This is a genomic window from Xanthomonas sp. NCPPB 901 (assembly GCF_056725085.1).
Window position 1 is genome coordinate 2,233,925 of record NZ_CM161511.1, and the last position, 16,037, is coordinate 2,249,961.

General features: G+C 70.7%; 17 protein-coding genes and 2 pseudogenes. 8 read left to right on the plus strand and 11 right to left on the minus strand.

Annotated elements, in window-relative coordinates; translation table 11 throughout:
• The first annotated feature begins 286 nt into the window (after window positions 1–286).
• The 3 genes from AC1PME_RS09220 to AC1PME_RS09230 all read left to right on the plus strand — a co-directional run bounded on the left by AC1PME_RS09220 (window position 287) and on the right by AC1PME_RS09230 (window position 2,967).
• On the plus strand, window positions 287–1,057 hold the full coding sequence (locus AC1PME_RS09220) for an NAD kinase (protein ID WP_481097927.1): 771 nt from the start codon (window positions 287–289) through the stop codon (window positions 1,055–1,057).
• A gap of 135 nt (window positions 1,058–1,192) precedes the next feature.
• Window positions 1,193–2,158: a 5'-nucleotidase gene (locus AC1PME_RS09225; RefSeq protein WP_481097928.1), complete on the plus strand. Its 966-nt coding sequence runs from the start codon at window positions 1,193–1,195 to the stop codon at window positions 2,156–2,158.
• Complete coding sequence (locus AC1PME_RS09230) at window positions 2,155–2,967, plus strand: fused MFS/spermidine synthase (protein ID WP_481097929.1); 813 nt, start codon at window positions 2,155–2,157, stop codon at window positions 2,965–2,967. The genes AC1PME_RS09225 and AC1PME_RS09230 overlap by 4 nt, the downstream gene beginning before the upstream one ends.
• A 544-nt stretch (window positions 2,968–3,511) precedes the next feature.
• Here AC1PME_RS09230 and AC1PME_RS09235 read toward each other — a convergent pair.
• The 8 genes from AC1PME_RS09235 to can all read right to left on the minus strand — a co-directional run bounded on the left by AC1PME_RS09235 (window position 3,512) and on the right by can (window position 12,671).
• The gene (locus tag AC1PME_RS09235) at window positions 3,512–4,048 is read right to left on the minus strand and encodes a DUF2939 domain-containing protein (protein WP_481097930.1); all 537 of its coding nucleotides are present in this window, start codon (window positions 4,046–4,048) and stop codon (window positions 3,512–3,514) included.
• A 101-nt stretch (window positions 4,049–4,149) separates the two neighbouring features.
• Window positions 4,150–4,836, minus strand: coding sequence for a DUF2461 domain-containing protein (locus AC1PME_RS09240; RefSeq protein WP_254461285.1), 687 nt, complete (start codon window positions 4,834–4,836; stop codon window positions 4,150–4,152).
• Entirely contained in the window at window positions 4,833–6,272 is a 1,440-nt protein-coding gene (sbcB, locus tag AC1PME_RS09245) for an exodeoxyribonuclease I (RefSeq protein WP_481097931.1), read from the minus strand. The genes AC1PME_RS09240 and sbcB overlap by 4 nt, the downstream gene beginning before the upstream one ends.
• A 172-nt stretch (window positions 6,273–6,444) precedes the next feature.
• Window positions 6,445–7,809 (minus strand): FAD-dependent oxidoreductase, encoded by a 1,365-nt coding sequence (locus tag AC1PME_RS09250; RefSeq protein ID WP_481097932.1) that lies wholly within the window; start codon window positions 7,807–7,809, stop codon window positions 6,445–6,447.
• 46 nt (window positions 7,810–7,855) lie between these two features.
• Window positions 7,856–9,127 (minus strand): kynureninase, encoded by a 1,272-nt coding sequence (kynU, locus tag AC1PME_RS09255; RefSeq protein WP_481097933.1) that lies wholly within the window; start codon window positions 9,125–9,127, stop codon window positions 7,856–7,858.
• A 142-nt stretch (window positions 9,128–9,269) separates the two neighbouring features.
• Complete coding sequence (locus AC1PME_RS09260; RefSeq protein WP_254461289.1) at window positions 9,270–11,414, minus strand: FUSC family protein; 2,145 nt, start codon at window positions 11,412–11,414, stop codon at window positions 9,270–9,272.
• 31 nt (window positions 11,415–11,445) lie between these two features.
• The gene (locus tag AC1PME_RS09265; RefSeq protein WP_481097934.1) at window positions 11,446–11,970 is read right to left on the minus strand and encodes a 3-hydroxyanthranilate 3,4-dioxygenase; all 525 of its coding nucleotides are present in this window, start codon (window positions 11,968–11,970) and stop codon (window positions 11,446–11,448) included.
• Window positions 11,971–12,008: 38 nt separating this feature from the next.
• Complete coding sequence (gene can / locus AC1PME_RS09270) at window positions 12,009–12,671, minus strand: carbonate dehydratase (protein ID WP_254461291.1); 663 nt, start codon at window positions 12,669–12,671, stop codon at window positions 12,009–12,011.
• Window positions 12,672–12,864: 193 nt separating this feature from the next.
• On the opposite strand from can, the pseudogene AC1PME_RS09275 reads away from it, so the two are divergent.
• The 5 genes and pseudogenes from AC1PME_RS09275 to AC1PME_RS09295 all read left to right on the plus strand — a co-directional run.
• A pseudogene (locus tag AC1PME_RS09275) lies at window positions 12,865–13,117 on the plus strand (DUF2589 domain-containing protein); the annotation flags it as partial.
• 51 nt (window positions 13,118–13,168) lie between these two features.
• A complete protein-coding gene (locus tag AC1PME_RS09280) occupies window positions 13,169–13,462 on the plus strand; it encodes a hypothetical protein (protein ID WP_481098173.1) in 294 nt (97 codons plus the stop codon).
• Window positions 13,455–13,637: a hypothetical protein gene (locus AC1PME_RS09285; protein ID WP_481097935.1), complete on the plus strand. Its 183-nt coding sequence runs from the start codon at window positions 13,455–13,457 to the stop codon at window positions 13,635–13,637. The genes AC1PME_RS09280 and AC1PME_RS09285 overlap by 8 nt, the downstream gene beginning before the upstream one ends.
• Before the next feature lie 44 nt (window positions 13,638–13,681).
• On the plus strand, window positions 13,682–14,455 hold the full coding sequence (locus tag AC1PME_RS09290) for a hypothetical protein (RefSeq protein WP_481097936.1): 774 nt from the start codon (window positions 13,682–13,684) through the stop codon (window positions 14,453–14,455).
• Between the two features lie 127 nt (window positions 14,456–14,582).
• Window positions 14,583–14,762: pseudogene (locus AC1PME_RS09295) on the plus strand (LuxR C-terminal-related transcriptional regulator); the annotation flags it as partial.
• A gap of 18 nt (window positions 14,763–14,780) precedes the next feature.
• Here AC1PME_RS09295 and AC1PME_RS09300 read toward each other — a convergent pair.
• The 3 genes from AC1PME_RS09300 to AC1PME_RS09310 are packed head-to-tail and all read right to left on the minus strand — an operon-like array spanning window position 14,781 to window position 16,025.
• The gene (locus tag AC1PME_RS09300; RefSeq protein WP_481097937.1) at window positions 14,781–15,401 is read right to left on the minus strand and encodes an FMN-binding negative transcriptional regulator; all 621 of its coding nucleotides are present in this window, start codon (window positions 15,399–15,401) and stop codon (window positions 14,781–14,783) included.
• A 7-nt stretch (window positions 15,402–15,408) separates the two neighbouring features.
• Window positions 15,409–15,723, minus strand: a complete 315-nt coding sequence (locus AC1PME_RS09305) for a hypothetical protein (RefSeq protein ID WP_254457791.1) — start codon at window positions 15,721–15,723, stop codon at window positions 15,409–15,411.
• Window positions 15,720–16,025 carry a hypothetical protein gene (locus tag AC1PME_RS09310; RefSeq protein WP_160948275.1) on the minus strand — a complete coding sequence of 102 codons (306 nt, stop codon included), beginning with the start codon at window positions 16,023–16,025 and terminating at the stop codon, window positions 15,720–15,722. The genes AC1PME_RS09305 and AC1PME_RS09310 overlap by 4 nt, the downstream gene beginning before the upstream one ends.
• Window positions 16,026–16,037 lie beyond the last annotated feature (12 nt).

The following is a 16,037-nucleotide window of genomic DNA, read 5'->3' on the forward strand; positions in this document are numbered from 1 at the left end:
GGGATGGGCGAGGGGGCTGTCGTGGTGGGGGGATTGGGGAGTCGGGAGTGGGGATTCGCAACGGCGCAGCGCTTTCTCGATTTCTCGGTGTGCCTTCCGATCCCGTTGCCCGCTTTTGCCAATCCCGAATCCCCACTCCCGAATCGCAGCCTTTCGGGCTGCGCAGTTTCGCGCGCTTGGCTGTCCCGTCTCCGACGCGATAGCCCGCTTCTGCCAATCCCGAATCCCGACTCCCGAATCCCGGCTTTCCCCCCAGGCAGGTATGATCATGGCCATGAATGCGCCCATGCCGTCCTCGCCCCGCATCTGTTTCCTCGCCAGCGTCACCACCGAGTCGCAGCGGGCGCGCGAACAGTTGGTCGCGCGCTACGGCGATTGCGAGCCGGCCGAGGCCGATGTGCTGTGCGCGCTCGGCGGCGACGGGTTCATGCTGCAGACCCTGCATCGCCACGGCAGCCTGGGCAAGCCGGTGTTCGGCATGAAGCTGGGCACGGTCGGCTTCCTGATGAACCAGTTCCGCGACGATGACCTGGTCGCGCGCCTGGCCCAGGCCGAGCCGGCCAAGCTGCGGCCGCTGGAGATGCGCGCGCAGACCGAATCCGGCGCCACCACCGGCTCGCTGGCCTACAACGAGGTCTCGCTGCTGCGGCAGACCCGCCAGGCCGCGCACGTGAGCATCGACCTCAACGGCCAGACCCGGGTCGACGAACTGATCTGCGACGGCGTGCTGGTGTCCACCCCGGCCGGCAGCACCGCCTACAACTCCTCCGCGCACGGGCCGATCCTGCCGCTGGGCTCGCATACCCTGGCGCTGACCCCGATCGCGCCTTACCGGCCGCGGCGCTGGCGCGGGGCGATCCTCAAGGCCGACATCGAGGTGCGCTTCCGCGTGCTCGACCCGTACAAGCGCCCGGTCAGCGTCACCGCCGACTCGCACGAGACCCGCGACGTGGTCGAAGTCACCATCCGCGAATCCCGCGACCGCCTGGTCACCCTGCTGTTCGATCCGGAGCACAACCTGGAGGAGCGGATCTTGAGCGAGCAATTTATGGTGTAGGGGCGGGGAGTGGGGAATCGGGAATGGGGAATCGCAAGAGCGGTTTCCTGATAACACCCTTTCCCTGGATAAATTCATCGCCTGCAAACCGCTTTTACCTATTCCCCATTCCCGATTCCCCACTCCCCGCCAACAATGTCCGACAACTCCCCCCGTCTGCTCACCGTCGCGGTCACCTCGCGCGCCCTGTTCGATCTGGAAGAGGGCCATGCCCTGTTCGAGCGCGAAGGGGTGGAGGCGTACAGCGCGTACCAGCGCGAGCGCGAGGACGATGTGCTGGCGCCCGGGGTGGCGTTTCCGGTGGTGCGCAAGCTACTGGCGCTGAACCAGGGCACGCCGCCGGAGACGCCGCCGGTGGAGGTGATCCTGCTGTCGCGCAATTCCGCCGACACCGGGCTGCGCATCTTCAATTCGATCCAGCACTACGGCCTGGGCATCGTCCGCGCCACCTTCACCTCCGGCGAGGCGACCTGGCCCTACGTCAAGCCGTTCGGCACCGACCTGTTCCTGTCGGCGAACCCGGAGTCGGTGCGCCGCGCGCTCAGCCACGGCATCGCCGCGGCGACCATCCTGCCCAAGCCGCCCGGCGAGCATGCGCAGGAAGCGGCCGCGGCCGCCGGGGCGATCGATGCCGGGCGCCTGTCCACCCAGTTGCGCATCGCCTTCGATGGCGATGCGGTGATCTTCGGCGACGAGGGCGAGCGCTTCTCGCGCGAGCAGGGCGTGGAGGCGTTCGGCCGCTACGAACGCGAGAACGCGCGCGAGCCGCTGACCGGCGGGCCGTTCCGCAACTTCCTGTCGGCGCTGCACGCGCTGCAGTCCGCGTTCCCGGCCGGCGAGGCCTCGCCGATCCGTACCGCGCTGGTCACCGCGCGTTCGGCGCCGGCGCACGAACGGGTGATCCGCACCCTGCGCGAATGGGGCGTGCGCCTGGACGAGGCGCTGTTCCTCGGCGGCCGCCACAAGGGCCCGTTCCTGCAGGCGTTCGGCGCGGACATCTTCTTCGACGATTCGCAGCACAACATCGACAGCGCCGCCCGCGAGCGCGTCGCCGCCGGACATGTGCCGCACGGGGTCGCCAACGACATCGCCACGCCGTGAGCGACACGCCCGGCGGCGGTCGCTGGACCGTGCTGCGCCGCCTGTTGCGGCAAGGTTCGGACGCACCCGCCGCGCTGCGTCCGGGGCGGCCCTACGTGCGCCACGGTTGGCGCTACACCAGCCTGCAGTTCAAGGGCGAGGTGACCCAGAGCCGCATGTACACGTGGTGGCCGGACGTGCTGCAGGTGGGCTACACCCGCAGCATGCTCGGCGCGCTGCTGTTGCGCCCGGACCCGCGGCGGATCGGCATCGTCGGCCTCGGCGGCGGTTCGCAGGCCAAGTTCTGCTATCGGCACCTGCCGCAGGCGCGGATCGAGGCGATCGAGGCCGATACCGACGTGCTGGCCCTGCGCGCGGCCTTTCGCATCCCGGACGACGACGCGCGCTTCGAGGCCGTGCACGGCGACGGCGCGCGGCTGCTGCCGCAACGGCGCGATCGCTACGACTTGCTGTTGCTCGACGCCTACGACGCCGACGGCATCCCGGCGGCGCTGCTCAGCCGCGGTTTCTACGAGGACTGCCATGCGGCGCTGGCGCCGGGCGGGGTGCTGGCGGTGAACCTGTACGACACCGACACGCGCCGCCACCTGGCGCATCTGCGCGCGCTGTTCGGCGGCCGTGTTCTGCGCCTGGACGAGCCGCAGATGGACAACCACGTGGTGTTCGCCTGGACCGGCGCGCTGCCGGCGCTGGACGCGCACGCAGCCCTGGCGCGCCTGCCGTGGTCGGCGCGCTGGCAACTGCGCACGCCGTTCCTGCGCCTGCAACAGGCGATGGCCGCCAGACCCGGGCGGGACGCGCCGCGCTAGGCGGGGCCTGGCTGGCGACATCGGGTCATGGTGTCCCCGAGGGCCGGCGTGCCGGTGCGCTGCGTTGTGCGCGTGCACTCCCTCGTGCCGTTTCGGTTGCCATCGCCGCCACCGGCTTGCTCACCCGCCGATCGACGTGGCGCCTGCGGCACGCAGAGCGGCACGATGCGCAACTATGCGTCCAGTGACCGGTTGACCCATCTGGGCAGGACGGCGTATCGCGGCCGATGGCCTGTGCCTCCTGTGGGAGGGACTTCAGTCCCGACTGCATGCTGCCTGGGGAAACATCGGCCCTTCGATCGTCGCGACGGAACGGAGCCCCGATCACGCCAGGGCACCCGCGTAGGAGCGGCTTCAGCCGCGACCGCCTTGCAGGGAAAGCCCGGTCGCGGCTGAAGCCGCTCCTACGAGACAGGCGGATGCTTGGCAAAAACGGATTGTTGCAGGTGCTCTGAACGTCATCGCCACAGGAGGGCGTCGCGTGCTCGCGCTCTGACGTCACCTCGGGCGTTCAGCCGAGATGCCTTGTGCCGCCCGCCATCGCCTACAGCGGCAACAGGATGTTGCTGAGCTTCCAGCGCAAGCCCTCGCGGGTGAAGACGAAGGGCACCGCGGTGCCGTCGGCGGTGTGCACGGTCGCCACGAAGCGCGTGGTCGATTCGAAGCGATGTTCGGCCTGGTGCAACGGTTGCGGCGGGCGCGGCGCGGCGTAGGTATCGCCGCCGACGGTGTCGCCGTTGGCGCGTTTCCACAACACGTCGCCCTGCATCAGCGCGCCGATGCCGGTCGGGGTGACCAGCGCGTCCACGCTCATCCCACCGAGGCCGCCGGCCAGCGACAGCAGCGCGCCGCCGAACAGGCTGGACTGCAGGTCGGGACCGGCGCGGCGCACCAGCGCATCGTCCACCTGGGCCTTGAGGTTGACCCGCAGGGTCGGGAAGTCGACGTAGTGCTCCAGCGCCGCGGCATCGCGCTCGCGCAGCGCCTGGTCGATGCCGCGGATGGCCAGGTACGGCCCGGCGACGACGTAGCCGCCGAGGGCGACAAGGGCGAGGGACAGCAATGCCAGCCATTTCTTCATGGGATGTCCTCAGCTCGCGTAGGAGCGGCTTCAGCCGCGACGGGCGTTGACGGGAATGCCTGTCGTGGCTGAAGCCGCTCCTACGGAAAAACGCTGCCGTTCTAGAATTCCAGGTCCAGTGCCGCGCACAGGTAGTCCACGAACGGGCCCAGCGTCTGCAGGTCGGCGGCGATCTGCGTGCGCAGCCGCGGGCCGGTCATCGTCGCATCGTCGAGCTGGCGCCAGAATACCCAGTTCTTGTGCTTGAGGTCGTCGATGCATTCGAAGTCGGCCGGGAAGCCGCGCGGCGGCCGCACCAGCATCTCGCTTTCCTCGAAGTCGAAGCGGCGGCGCAGCGCCGGCGCGTGCGCGGCGGCCTTCCAACTGCCGGGATTGTCGAAGATGAACTGGCGCACCTTGCGCTGCGTGTCCGGCTCCGGATGCCACAGCCCGGCGCCGACGAAGCTTTCGCCCGGTTGCAGGTGGATGTAGAACGACGGCGCCGGCACCTGCTTGCGCCGCTCGTGGAACAGGCGCGCGCCCTGCCAGGTCTTGTACGGCGACTTGTCGTGGGAGAAGCGCGCGTCGCGGTGGATGCGGAACAGCGAGCCGCCGACGCCGCGCGGGTCGGCACGGAAATGTTCGCTGACCTGCGCCAGGTCCGGCTGCAGATCGGTGATCAGGCGCAGGAACGGCTGGCGCACGTGCTCTTCGTACTTGTGCCGGTTGGCGTTGAACCAGGCCTTGTCGTTGTGCCGCGCCAGGGCACGCAGGAACTTGAAGCTGGCATCGCTGAAATAGCTGGTCATAGGCTGCGTTGCAGGTCGTGGCCCCAGGCGGCCAACTGGTCGAGCAGGGCTTGCTTGGTAGCATCCTGCGGGTGAGCCAGGCGTAAACCGGCCAGCTCCGCGTGGAAGGCGTCGAAGCTCAGTTCGGACAGGCCGCTGTCCTGCTGCAGGCGCTGCCGCCGGTAGTCGTCCCAGCGCGCCTGCTCGGCGATGGACAGGCTCTGCGGCCAGTTGCGCGCGCGGTAGCGGAACAGCAGTTCGGGCAGGCGCCGATCGCGGAACTGTCCTTCCAGAGCGGCCAGCTGCGCCGGTGGAGTGGCGCGGACCTGGGCCATCGCGCGCTTGTCGCCATCGGCCAAAAAGCCGTCGTACAGCGAGGCGTCGACATCGGCCGGCACCGCGGCGCGCTCGCTGGCGAACACCCGCCGCACCTTCTCCGCCAGCGCCGGGCCGGCCTCGCGCAGGCGCGCGGCCTTGGCCAGCAGTTGCATCGGGTCCAGCCGCAGCCGGGCGAAATCCGCCTCGCGCAGGTGCGCCCAGGCGACCAGTGCCGGTGCCTTGTTCAGATGCACCTCCTTGAGCGGGATGCGCTGTTCGCCCTCGGGTAGGTCGGCCTGCGGGGTGTACAGGCGGTCGGCGATCTGTTCCGGCGTATAGCGCAGCAGCGGCTCGATGTCGCCTTCCAGGTCGAACACCAGCACCCGGCTGTCGATGCGTGGGTGCCGTGCCAGCGGCAGCACCGGCGCCGCGCACAGGCGCGCGGCCGGATAGCGCATCGACACGTGCAGCACCGGCTGCATCGCCACCGCGTCGAGCAGGTTGCCGCAGAAGCGCTTGTCGCGCAGCTTCAGCGCGTACTCCCACAGCCGCGGCTGGCTGTGGCGGAAATGCCGGGCCATGCCGATGGTGGCGTAGACGTCGGACAGCGCCTCGTGCGCATCGCCGTCGCGCACGCCGTTGGCCAATGCCAGCTGCTCCAGCTTGAACGAGGTGGCGCCGTCCTCGCGCTGCGGCCAGACGATGCCTTCCGGGCGCAGCGCGTGCATCAGCCGCAGCATGTCCAGCAGGTCCCAGCGCGAGTTGCCGTTGCGCCATTCGCGTTCGTAGGGATCGTGGAAATTGCGGAACAGCCCGTGGCGCACGAACTCGTCGTCGAAGCGCAGCGAGTTGTAGCCCAGCGTGCAGGTCTGCGGCCGCGCCATCTGCTCGGCGATGCGCGCGAACGCCTCGGCTTCGCTGACGCCTTCGCGCAATGCCTGCTGCGGGGCGATGCCGGTGATCAGGGTGGCGACCGGCGAGGGCAGCAGGTCGTCGGCGGGCTTGACGAAGAAACTGATCGGTTCCTCGATCACGTTCAGTTCGGCGTCGGTGCGCACCGCGGCGAACTGCGCGATGCGCGTGCGCCGCGGATCGGCGCCGAAGGTTTCCAGGTCGTAGAAGAGGAAGCTGTCGGGCATGCAGGGTCGAATGGTGCGGGCAAGGCCGGAGAGGCGCGGAACGTGGCGTGCTTGTGTAGGAGCGGCTTCAGCCGCGACGGGCATTACCGGGAATGTCCGTCGCGGCTGATGGCCCGAGGCCACGTAGCGCCGCTCCTACAGAAGACGGAGCGTCCCGATAGGGTACGCCGGATCAATGCGCCCCCTCCAGCGGCGTCAGCCGCGCATGCACGATCCGCTCCAGCGAGGTCCAGTCGATCCGCGACAGGTCGCTATGGCCCTGCGTGGCCTCGACCAGGATGTCGTGCTGCACCTCGCTGCGTTGCAGTGCCTGCGCGTACGGCGTGCGCAGGAAGGTGACCATGGTGTAGTGCGGGACGAAGCGGGTCGGATGCCGTGCCTGCAGCGCCTGGCCGAGTTCGCGCTGCAGCAGGAAACCGGCGTCGCCGACGCGGTCGCGCATTTCCACGTAGTTCTCCAGCGCCATCTGCTGGATCGCCCCCGCATTGGGTTTGCGCTCGGCCTCGAAGGCGGCATAGGCGCGCGCAAGGTCCGGCTCGCGCTGCAGGTGCGCGGCCAGCGCCGCGCAATCCTCGAACGCGCAGTTCATGCCTTGCCCGTGGAACGGCACCATCGCGTGCGCGGCGTCGCCCAGCAGCACCGCGCGGCCGTCCAGGTGCCAGCGCTCCAGCCGCAGCGTGCCGAGCAGGCCGGGCGGATGCTGTTCCCAGTGCTCGGCCAGTTGCGGCATCAGCGGCAGCGCATCGGCGAAATCGCGCGCGAACAGCGCCAGCGCTTCCTCGCCGTTGCGTACGGTGGCGAAGCTGGGCTCGCCGTTGTTGGGCAGGAACAGGGTGACGGTGAAGGTGCCTTCGTGGTTGGGCAGGGCGATGCACATGTAGTGCCCGCGCGGCCAGATGTGCAGGGCGTTGGGCTCGATGCGGAAGCCGCCGTCGGCGCCCGGCGGGATCTCCAGTTCCTTGTAGGAGTGGTCGAGGAACTCGATGTGCTCGGCCATCGGCGCCTTGCGCTGCATCGCCGCGCGCAGCGCCGAGCCGGCGCCGTCGGCACCGATCATGCTGTCGAAGCGGATGTCGTGCGGCTGGTCGTCGCGGTCGTCGATGAAACGCGCATAGCCGGCGTCGAAGTCGACCGTGTGCAGGCGTCGGTAGAAGTGGATGCGCGCGCCGGCCTGCTCGGCCAGTTGCAGCAGGGTGATGTTGAGGTCGTTGCGGTGCACCGACCAGATCACCTCGCTGTCGTCGCGGCCATAGCGTTGCAGCTGCTGCTGGCCGTCGGGGAAGTGCACCATGCGTCCGCGCATCATCACCGCCTTGGCCATCACCGCGGTATCGGCGCCGGCCTGGCGCAGCACGTGCAGGCCGCGTTCGGCCAGGGCCAGGTTGATCGAGCGGCCGCGCTCGTAATCGTGCACGCGCGGATCGCCGCGGCGTTCGTAGACGGTGACCTGCCAGCCCTGGCGCGACAGCAGGATGGCGAGCAGGGAGCCGGCCAGGCCGGCGCCGATCAGGGTGATGCTGCGGGGGGATGCGTTCAATGGGGTGTCCGGAAAGCGCGGCCGCTGGCCGCGCGAGAGAGGCGGGTCAGACGCCGGCCCAGGTTTCCACTTCCTCGACGAAGCGGTAGACGTCGCGGTAGCGGTTGTACAGCGGCACCGGGCTGATCCGGATCACGTCCGGCTCGCGCCAGTCGCCGAGCACGCCGACCGATTGCAGGTACTCGAACAGCGCCCGGCCGCGCGCGCGGCCGCCGGCCACGCGCAGCGACAGCTGGCAGCCGCGTTGCGCCGGGTCGGACGGGGTGATGATCTGCAGGGTGTCGGCCAGGCGGGCGCGGATCAGCGTCTCCAGGTAGCCGGTGAGCCGCTGCGACTTCTGCCGCAGCGCGTCCAGCCCGGCGCGCTCGAACAGGTCCAGCGAGGCGCGCAGCGGCGCCATGCTCAGGATCGGCGGATTGCTCAGCTGCCAGCCGTCGGCGCCGGGCGCGGCGACGAACTCGGGCGCCATGCGGAAGCGGGTGCGCTTGTCGTGGCCCCACCAGCCGGCGAAGCGCGGGGTGTCGCCGTGGCCGTGGCGCTCGTGCACGAAGGCGCCGGCGACCGCGCCGGGGCCGGCGTTGAGGTACTTGTAGTGGCACCACACCGCGAAGTCCGGGGCGGCGTCGTGCAGGTGCAGCGGCACGTTGCCGATGGCGTGGGCCAGGTCGAAGCCGACCGCGGCGCCGGCCGCGCGCGCCAGCCGCGCCACCGCGGCCAGGTCGAAGGCCTGGCCGGTGCGGTACTGCACGCCCGGCCACAGCACCAGCGCCAGGCGCGGGCCGTGCTCGGCGATGGCGCGCTCGATCGCCGCCAGCGACACGGTGCCGTCGGCGCCGTCGGGCTGCACTTCGATCAGGTCGGCGGCCGGGTCGAAGCCGTGGAAGCGGATCTGCGAGGCCACCGCGTGCTGGTCGGAGGGGAACGCGCCGGCCTCGATCAGGATCGCCGGCCGCTCGCGGGTGGGCCGGTAGAAGCTGACCATCAGCAGGTGCAGGTTCACCGTCAGCGTGTTCATCGCCACCACTTCGTGCGGGTGCGCGCCGACCAGGCGCGCCAGCGGCGCGGCCAGCAGCTCGTGGTAGGTCATCCACTGGGTGTCGCCGTTGAAATGGCCTTCCACCGCCAGCGACGACCACTTGTCCAGCACCTCCTGCACCGCGGCGCGCGCGCCGCGCGGCTGCAGGCCCAGCGAGTTGCCGACGAAGTAGGCCTGGTCGGCGCCCTGGTGCTGCGGGAACAGGAATTCCTGGCGCAGGGCCCGCAGCGGATCGGCGGCGTCGAGGGCGATGGCGTGCTGGCGGGACAGGATCTCGTTCATCGGCATTGGGTTCCGGGAAGCAAGGCGAAAGTCTAGAGCGTATGGAAAGGCGTGAGGTGAGTGCGCGGCGGCATGGCGCGGGGCCATGCCGCGCGGGCCTGTCCGGCGCTGCCTGCGCGGCCGGCGCGCCGCGGCAGCGCGTTCATCCGCTGCGGTGCGCGGTCGCCGGCGGCGGCTCCTTGGCGGCGGCCGCGGCCGGCAGCAGTGCGCTGCGGACCAGGTGGGTGAGGGTGCCGATGCTGTCGGCGACGCGGTCGCTGGTGTCGGCCAGCGCGGCCAGCGCGCCGCCATCGCTGCCGTCCTGCGGTTGCGCGGCCAGCGCCTCGGCGAGGCGCCGCTCGGCGGCGCGCAGGCTGGCCTGCGGTGGCGGCGTGCCGGTGCGCAGGCCCTCGGCCAGCTCGGTCAGCGCGGCATGCGCCTGCTGCCGGAACTGCTGCAGTTCCGGCAGCGGTGGCAGCGGCGGCGCATCGCGCAGCACCGCCTCCAGCGCCAGCGAGGCGCGGATCAGCCGGTTGCCGTTGGCCAGCACCGATTCGGCCAGGGTCAGTTCGCGCAGGTTGCGCCTGCGCCGCGGCTCGCCGCGCAGGCGTTCGATCGAGGCCTGCGCGTTGGTGCGCGCGGTGCGCGAGGCCGCGCGGGTGTCCGGCAGCGCCTGCAGGCGGCCCTCCAGCACCGCGTCGAGATGGTCGCGATAGGCCAGCAGCAACTGCGCCAGGATGGCGCGGATGTGCTTACGTTCCCAGGTCGGCCACAGCGCGTAGGCGGCCAGCGCCAGCGCGCTGCCGAGCACGGTGGCCTGGATGCGCTCGCCGATCGCCTCGCCCGGGGCCATGCCCTCGAACGACAGCAACAGCACCAGCATGCCGGTCAGGCTGGCCACGCCGAGCCCATAGTTGACCTGGGTCAGCAGGCGGAAGCCCAGGCAGAACACGGTCAGCAACAGCAGCCGCACCACCGCCCCGTCCATCACGAAGTGCGCCAGCATGGTGGCCAGCAGCAGCCCGGCGAAGGTGCCGGCCACGCGCAGCGCGCCGAAGCTGAGGGTGCCGCCGAAATCCGGCTTGAGCACGATCGCGGTGGTCATCGGGATCCAGTAGCCATGCGGAATCGCCTGCCAGCGGGCGAACAGCACCGCCAGGGCCAGGCACACGCCGCAGCGCAGCGCATGGCGGAACGCCACCGAGGACAGGTTCAGGTTCGCCCGCAGGGTCTGCAGCGGCGCCAACGGGCGCAGCGCCGCCGGCAGCCGCGCCTCGGCCAGCTCGGCCTGGATCTCGCCGCGGCTGCTGGCCCAGCGGCTGTTGCGCACCAACGCGCGCAACTGGCCGCCCAGGCCTTGCGCGCGGGCCACGGCGATGCGCAGCAGGCGCCGTTCGCGGGTGTCCTCGGTCTGCGCCTGCACCTGCGCCAGCGCGTCGACCAGGTCGTCGAACCCGGTCATCGACGCAGTGGCCGCATCCGGATCCTCGGCGCTGTCCAGCGCGTGCGCGAGCTGGTCCAGCACCACCGCGCTGCGTTCGAGCACGCGTTCGATCGGCAAGCGCGCGGGCGATGTCGCCTCCAGGCGTCCGTGCAGGTCGGCCAGGGTCAGCAGCTCCAGCCGCGCGCGTTCGCACAGTTCGGCGATGACCCGGAACGCCTGCACCGCACGTCCGCGCGAGCGGTGTTCGCCGTGCAGCATCACCATCGCCTCGAGCACCGCCTCGGTGGCCGGCGGCGCCGCGGTCGCGCCGGGGCGCTGGCGGGCGATGCCGGCCAGTTGCCGCATCAGGTCGGCCAGGGCGAAGCGCTCGGGGCGGTAGCGCTGCAGCGGCCAGGCCGCCAGCGCCATCAGCATCTGCAGCACGCCGCCGGCGAAGATCAGCGTGGCCACGCCGACGCTCTGCCACGGCGGCAGGCGCACGTCGGCGCTGACCACCAGCAGGATCATGCTGGTCAGCCCGACCCGCGCCGCCACCGGACCCAGCGCCACCAGCAGGCCGCCGCCCAGGCCGAGCAGCAGGGCGCAAAGCGCCAGCGCCAGCGTGTGCGCGCCGATCAGCATCCCCAGCAACGCGGCCATGCCCGCCGCCAGCGCCGCCATCAGCATGCGCTGCATCCGCGCCCGGTACGGGCCGGGCTGGTCGGAGAACATGGTGTTGAGCGCGCCGGTGGACACCGCCAGGCCCAGCTCGGCATGGCCGGCGGCCACGCCCAGCGCCAGCGGCGCGACCACCGCGGCGGTGTTGCGCAGGGCCACGCGCACCGGCACGTCGCGCGGCTTGAGCGCGATCAGGCTGCGCAGCATCGCCAACCGGAACGGCGCGGGCGCAGGGCGGTCACGGCGCGGCGGCAGCCGCCGGCAGCGGATGCACGTGGCCGCAGCGGCCGCAGGTGCGCAGCGATTCGGACGCGTAGAACCGCGCGAACACCGGGGGGAAGTCGCTCTCGATGTCCTGCAGCGGGAAGTAGGCTTCGTACAGCAGCTGGTTGCAGCGCTCGCAGAACCACAGCAGGCCGTCCTGCTCGTGCGGCAGGCGCTGCCGCTCGATCACCAGGCCCACCGAGTCGGGCCCGCGCTGCGGCGAATGCGGCACCTTGGGCGGCAGCAGGAAGGTCTCGCCGGCGCGGATCGGGATCTCGCGCACCGCCCCGTCCTCCTGGATCTTCAGCACCATCTCGCCTTCGAGCTGGTAGAACCACTCCGGGCCTTCGTCGTAGTGGTAGTCGCTGCGCGCGTTCGGCCCGCCGACCACCATCACGATGAAGTCGCCGGCGTGGATGCACTTGTTGCCCACCGGCGGCTTCAGCAGATGCCGGTGGGCGTCGATCCAGGCGTGCAGGTTGAGCGGGCCGGGGAGCATGCGGATCCTTGGGCGGAAATGGCCGAGCGGCGCGCCGCTCAGCGGTCCTCGCGGTCCTGGCGGATGCGCGCCAGGGCGGCATCGTAGCGCGGCGCCAGGTCCTCGATGCGCTCCAGCGCCATGCCCAGGTCGTGCACGCGGCCGTCGCGCAGGCTGTACACCCATCCGTGCACGGTCAGTTCCTGGCCGCGCGTCCAGGCGTCGCGCACGATCGAGGTGCGGCTGACGTTGACCACCTGCTCCAGCACGTTGAGCTCGCACAGGCGCGCGTGCTGCAGGCTGAGGTCGCCGGCCTGCTGCAGGCACTGCTCGTGCTTCTCGGCCACGTCGGTGACGTGGCGGATCCAGTTGTCGACCAGGCCCAGCCGCGCGCGGGTCAGGCCCGCGTGCACGCCGCCGCAGCCGTAGTGGCCGACCACCAGGATGTGCCGCACCTTCAGCACCTCGACCGCGAACTGGATCACCGACAGGCAATTCAGGTCGGTGTGCACGACCACGTTGGCGATGTTGCGGTGGACGAACACCTCGCCCGGCGCCATGTCGATGATCTGGTTCGCCGGCACCCGCGAGTCGGAGCAGCCGATCCACAGGTACTCCGGGGTCTGCTGCTTGGACAGGCGGCTGAAGAACTCGGGATCCTCGCGGTTGATGCGTTCGGACCAGGAGCGGTTGTTGTCCAGCAGTTGTTCGATCTTGCTCATAGCCGGGCATTATCCCAGAAGCCCGCGGCCGGCGCGCGGCCCGGTTCGCTGCCGCGCCCGGTTCGCTGCCGCCTGCCCGCCCGGCGTGCGAGGTCCCGCGGCGTCTCGGGACGCAGGCAGTGCCGGATCGGACTTTATGCCGATCCAGCCGACGCGGGCCGCTGCGCAGACTTCCTCGAGGTCCACACCGGGCGAACTGGAAGTGCCGCTGCTGGCCATCGTCAACGTGCCGAGCCTGAGCATCCAGACCGTGGACATCACCTTCGACATGGAGGTGATGTCGTCCTTCTCCGCGAAGGAAAAGACCGATGCCTCGGCGTCGCTGTCGGCGGACGTGGAATACGGCTTCGGCCTGTTCAAGGCCAAGGTGCATATCCAGGGCTCGGTCGCCACCAGCAAGGAGAACACGCGCAGCTCCGACAACTCGGCCAAGTACCACGTCTCGGTGCGGCCGAAACCGTGCAGGGGGGGGGGCGGAGGAGGCCGAGCCGCCGGCGTTGCAGATCCCGCTGTGGGGACTGCGCGCCTGGCAGCTGCCGCAGATCGGCGAACTGGCCCTGTCGTTCGACGTGGAACTGGACGTGGTGGAGCTGCCGGACGAGGCGCCGCGTCTGGCGCTGCAGGTGGCGCCGCGCCGGCCACGCCGGCCCGGCCAGCGCCTGCAGATCCTGTTCCGCGGCACCCATACCCCGGTCGGCGAGGTGCTGTTCGACGGGCAGCGGCTGAAGCTGTGGCACCTGTCCGAACCGGTCGCCCCGCACGATCCCGCCCATGAGACGGCCCATGCGTAGACACGGCTTGCTGCTGTCGCGGCACGACACCGACCTGTGGTGCCGAGAACTGCACATCGACCTGCGCTCGCTGGCCCGCACGCAGCGGTTGCGCCGGCGCCGGGCGCTATGGTTGCTTGCCTTACTGTGCCTGGTGGCGGCCGTGTCGGCGCTGCTCTGGTTCGGTCTGTCCTGACCGCGCCGTTCGTTTTCCCTTTCGTATCCCAACAGGAGAGTCGCATGCGTATCCGTTCGTGTGGTGTTGCGCGTTTCCCGCTCTGGCTGGCGCTGTGCCTGGCCTTGCCGTCCGCTGCCGGCGCCGCGCCGCAGGCGCCCACGTCTGCCGCAGCGGCCAGCGCCGAGGCGCTCCCGACTGGCGATTGGAACGGCACCTTGACGCTGGACCCGCAGCGCCTGGCGTCGGTGCGCCTGGTTCAGCGCGACGGCAAGGCCAGGCTGGTGTTCGGCCCGCCGTTGAACTGCACGTTGCTGGTCAAGCCACAACAGGATGGCGCCTTCGCGCTGGACTCGATCAACGGTGGCGCCTACTGCGACAAGCAGATGGGCAAGCAATTGCGCGTGCAGCGCAGTGGCGACGATCTGCGGCTGACGGTCGACGGCAAGGACCTGCCGGTGGTGCTGCATTCCGACCCGGGCCAGCCCAGCCCGCTGCAGGGTACGTGGCGCGGAATGGTCCACCCAGAGCGCGGCGATAGGGACGTCGTCGTGGAACTGAGCGTCGCCGCGACGCCGCAGGCGCCCGGCAATCCCACGGTGCGACTGCGCTACGGCGCGCCACGCGAGTGCGGAGTGCAGGCGTATTACGTCGGCCTGCGTGAAGGAACGGCGGTGTATTCGTTGAATATCGCCCATGGCGGCTATTGCGATCGCCTGAGCGGGGGGCAGCTCACCTTGCACGCAAGGCCGGACGGACGCATCGAACTGCAGGTCATCGAACCCGCCGGGATGCGTCGGGACAGCGGGCTGCTGGAGCGTGCGCCCACCAACCCGTAATCCGCCGCGCGCAGCGCCGGCCGCCGTGTCCGTCCAGGAGTGATGCGATGAACATCTGGATCAAGATGCTGGCCGGCGCCGGGCATCCTGTCGCAACTGCGCGCCGAGTGCGAAGCGATGGCCCGACATCAGCGTCAAGACCATCGGCACCCACCGCGAGCACATCATGCTCAAGCTCGGCATGCAGAGCATCGCGCAACTGACCCGCTATGCGATCCGCGAGGGCTTGTCGCCGCTGGAAGGGGGCCGGGACAGCGCGCGCCGCGCCGATCGCGACCAGCACGAGCACGACAGCCGGTGCGGCTGAGCAACGCGGCCGCGCCGCTCAGTCCGGGCGTCGCGCGCGCATCAGCGCCGCGACGGCCTGCGCACCGGGCGCGGCCTGGGCCTGCAGCGCCTCGCGCACCGCGGCCTGGTTCGCCGGCGGGTGGTTCTGGTTGAGCTTGAACTTCAGCGCGACCCGCTCGACCTCGAAGCGGAAGCCGACGATGCCGCGCAACTGGCGCCGGTGCGCCGCGTTGTCCGGCTCGTAGCGCCAATCGCTGCCGATGGCGCGCTCGTGCTGTTCGCTCAACCGCGCCACCACGTCGGCCAGCAACGCTTCGTCGTCGCTGGGATGCAACTGCCCGTGCAACTGCGCGGTGGCGTAGTTCCAGGTCGGCACCCGCGCCATCGCGTCCTTGTCCGGGTACCAGCTTGGCGAGACGTAGGCGTGCGGGCCATGCACGAGCAGCAGCGCCGGCCCGGCGTGGCGCGCCTGCGGATTGGCCCGCGACCAATGGCCTTCGACCAGGATGCGCTCACCGTCGCGCCGGTACAGCACCGGCAACGGCGTGGCGCAGGGCAGGCCGTCGGCGACGGTGACCAGGGTGGCGAACGGGTTGTCCGCGATCAGCGCATCGAGCGCGTGCAGGTCGCTTTCGGCGAAGGCGGGCGGAACGTGCATCGCCGGCTCAGGCGCGCGCACCCAGGGTCTGGGTCATGCGCCCGCGCAGGCCGGCGTCGTCGTCGGCCTGCGGCGGCGACACCTCGCCCAACGAGAAGCCGCGCGCCCGCGCATCGTCCTCGTCCAGGCCGTCGAAGGCGACGAACTCGGCGTCGAACAGCGCCGCGCGGGCGGTGTCCTCGCTGTCGTAGCTGAGCGTGTTGCCGTCGCTGTCCAGCACCTCGGCGGTGCCGGCGGCGCGCACGCGCAGGCGCGCCCACACCAGCAGGCGGCCGAGGCTGGCCAGGTACCACTGATCGTGGGTGGAAGAATCTGAAGTCATGGGATCACCAGGGAAAGCAGCCAGAGCAGGGCGGCCATGCCCAGGCCGAAGAAGATGGTCAGCAGCGACAGCCAGGCCGGCGTCGCCAGCCCGGACAGCCCGCGGTCGCCGAGCGGGCGGTAGCGCCGCGCCAGCAGCCAGCCCAGCGCCGCCGGCTTGAGGAAGGCGCCCGGCCCGAACGCCGCCACCAGCGGCGGATGGCGGTCGCGGATGTGCACCAGGGTCAGCGGCCAGAAGATCAGGAACGCACTGGCCCCGGCGATCGCCACGCCGACGAAGCACAGCGCGAAGAACAGGATCATGGCGGGCGTTCC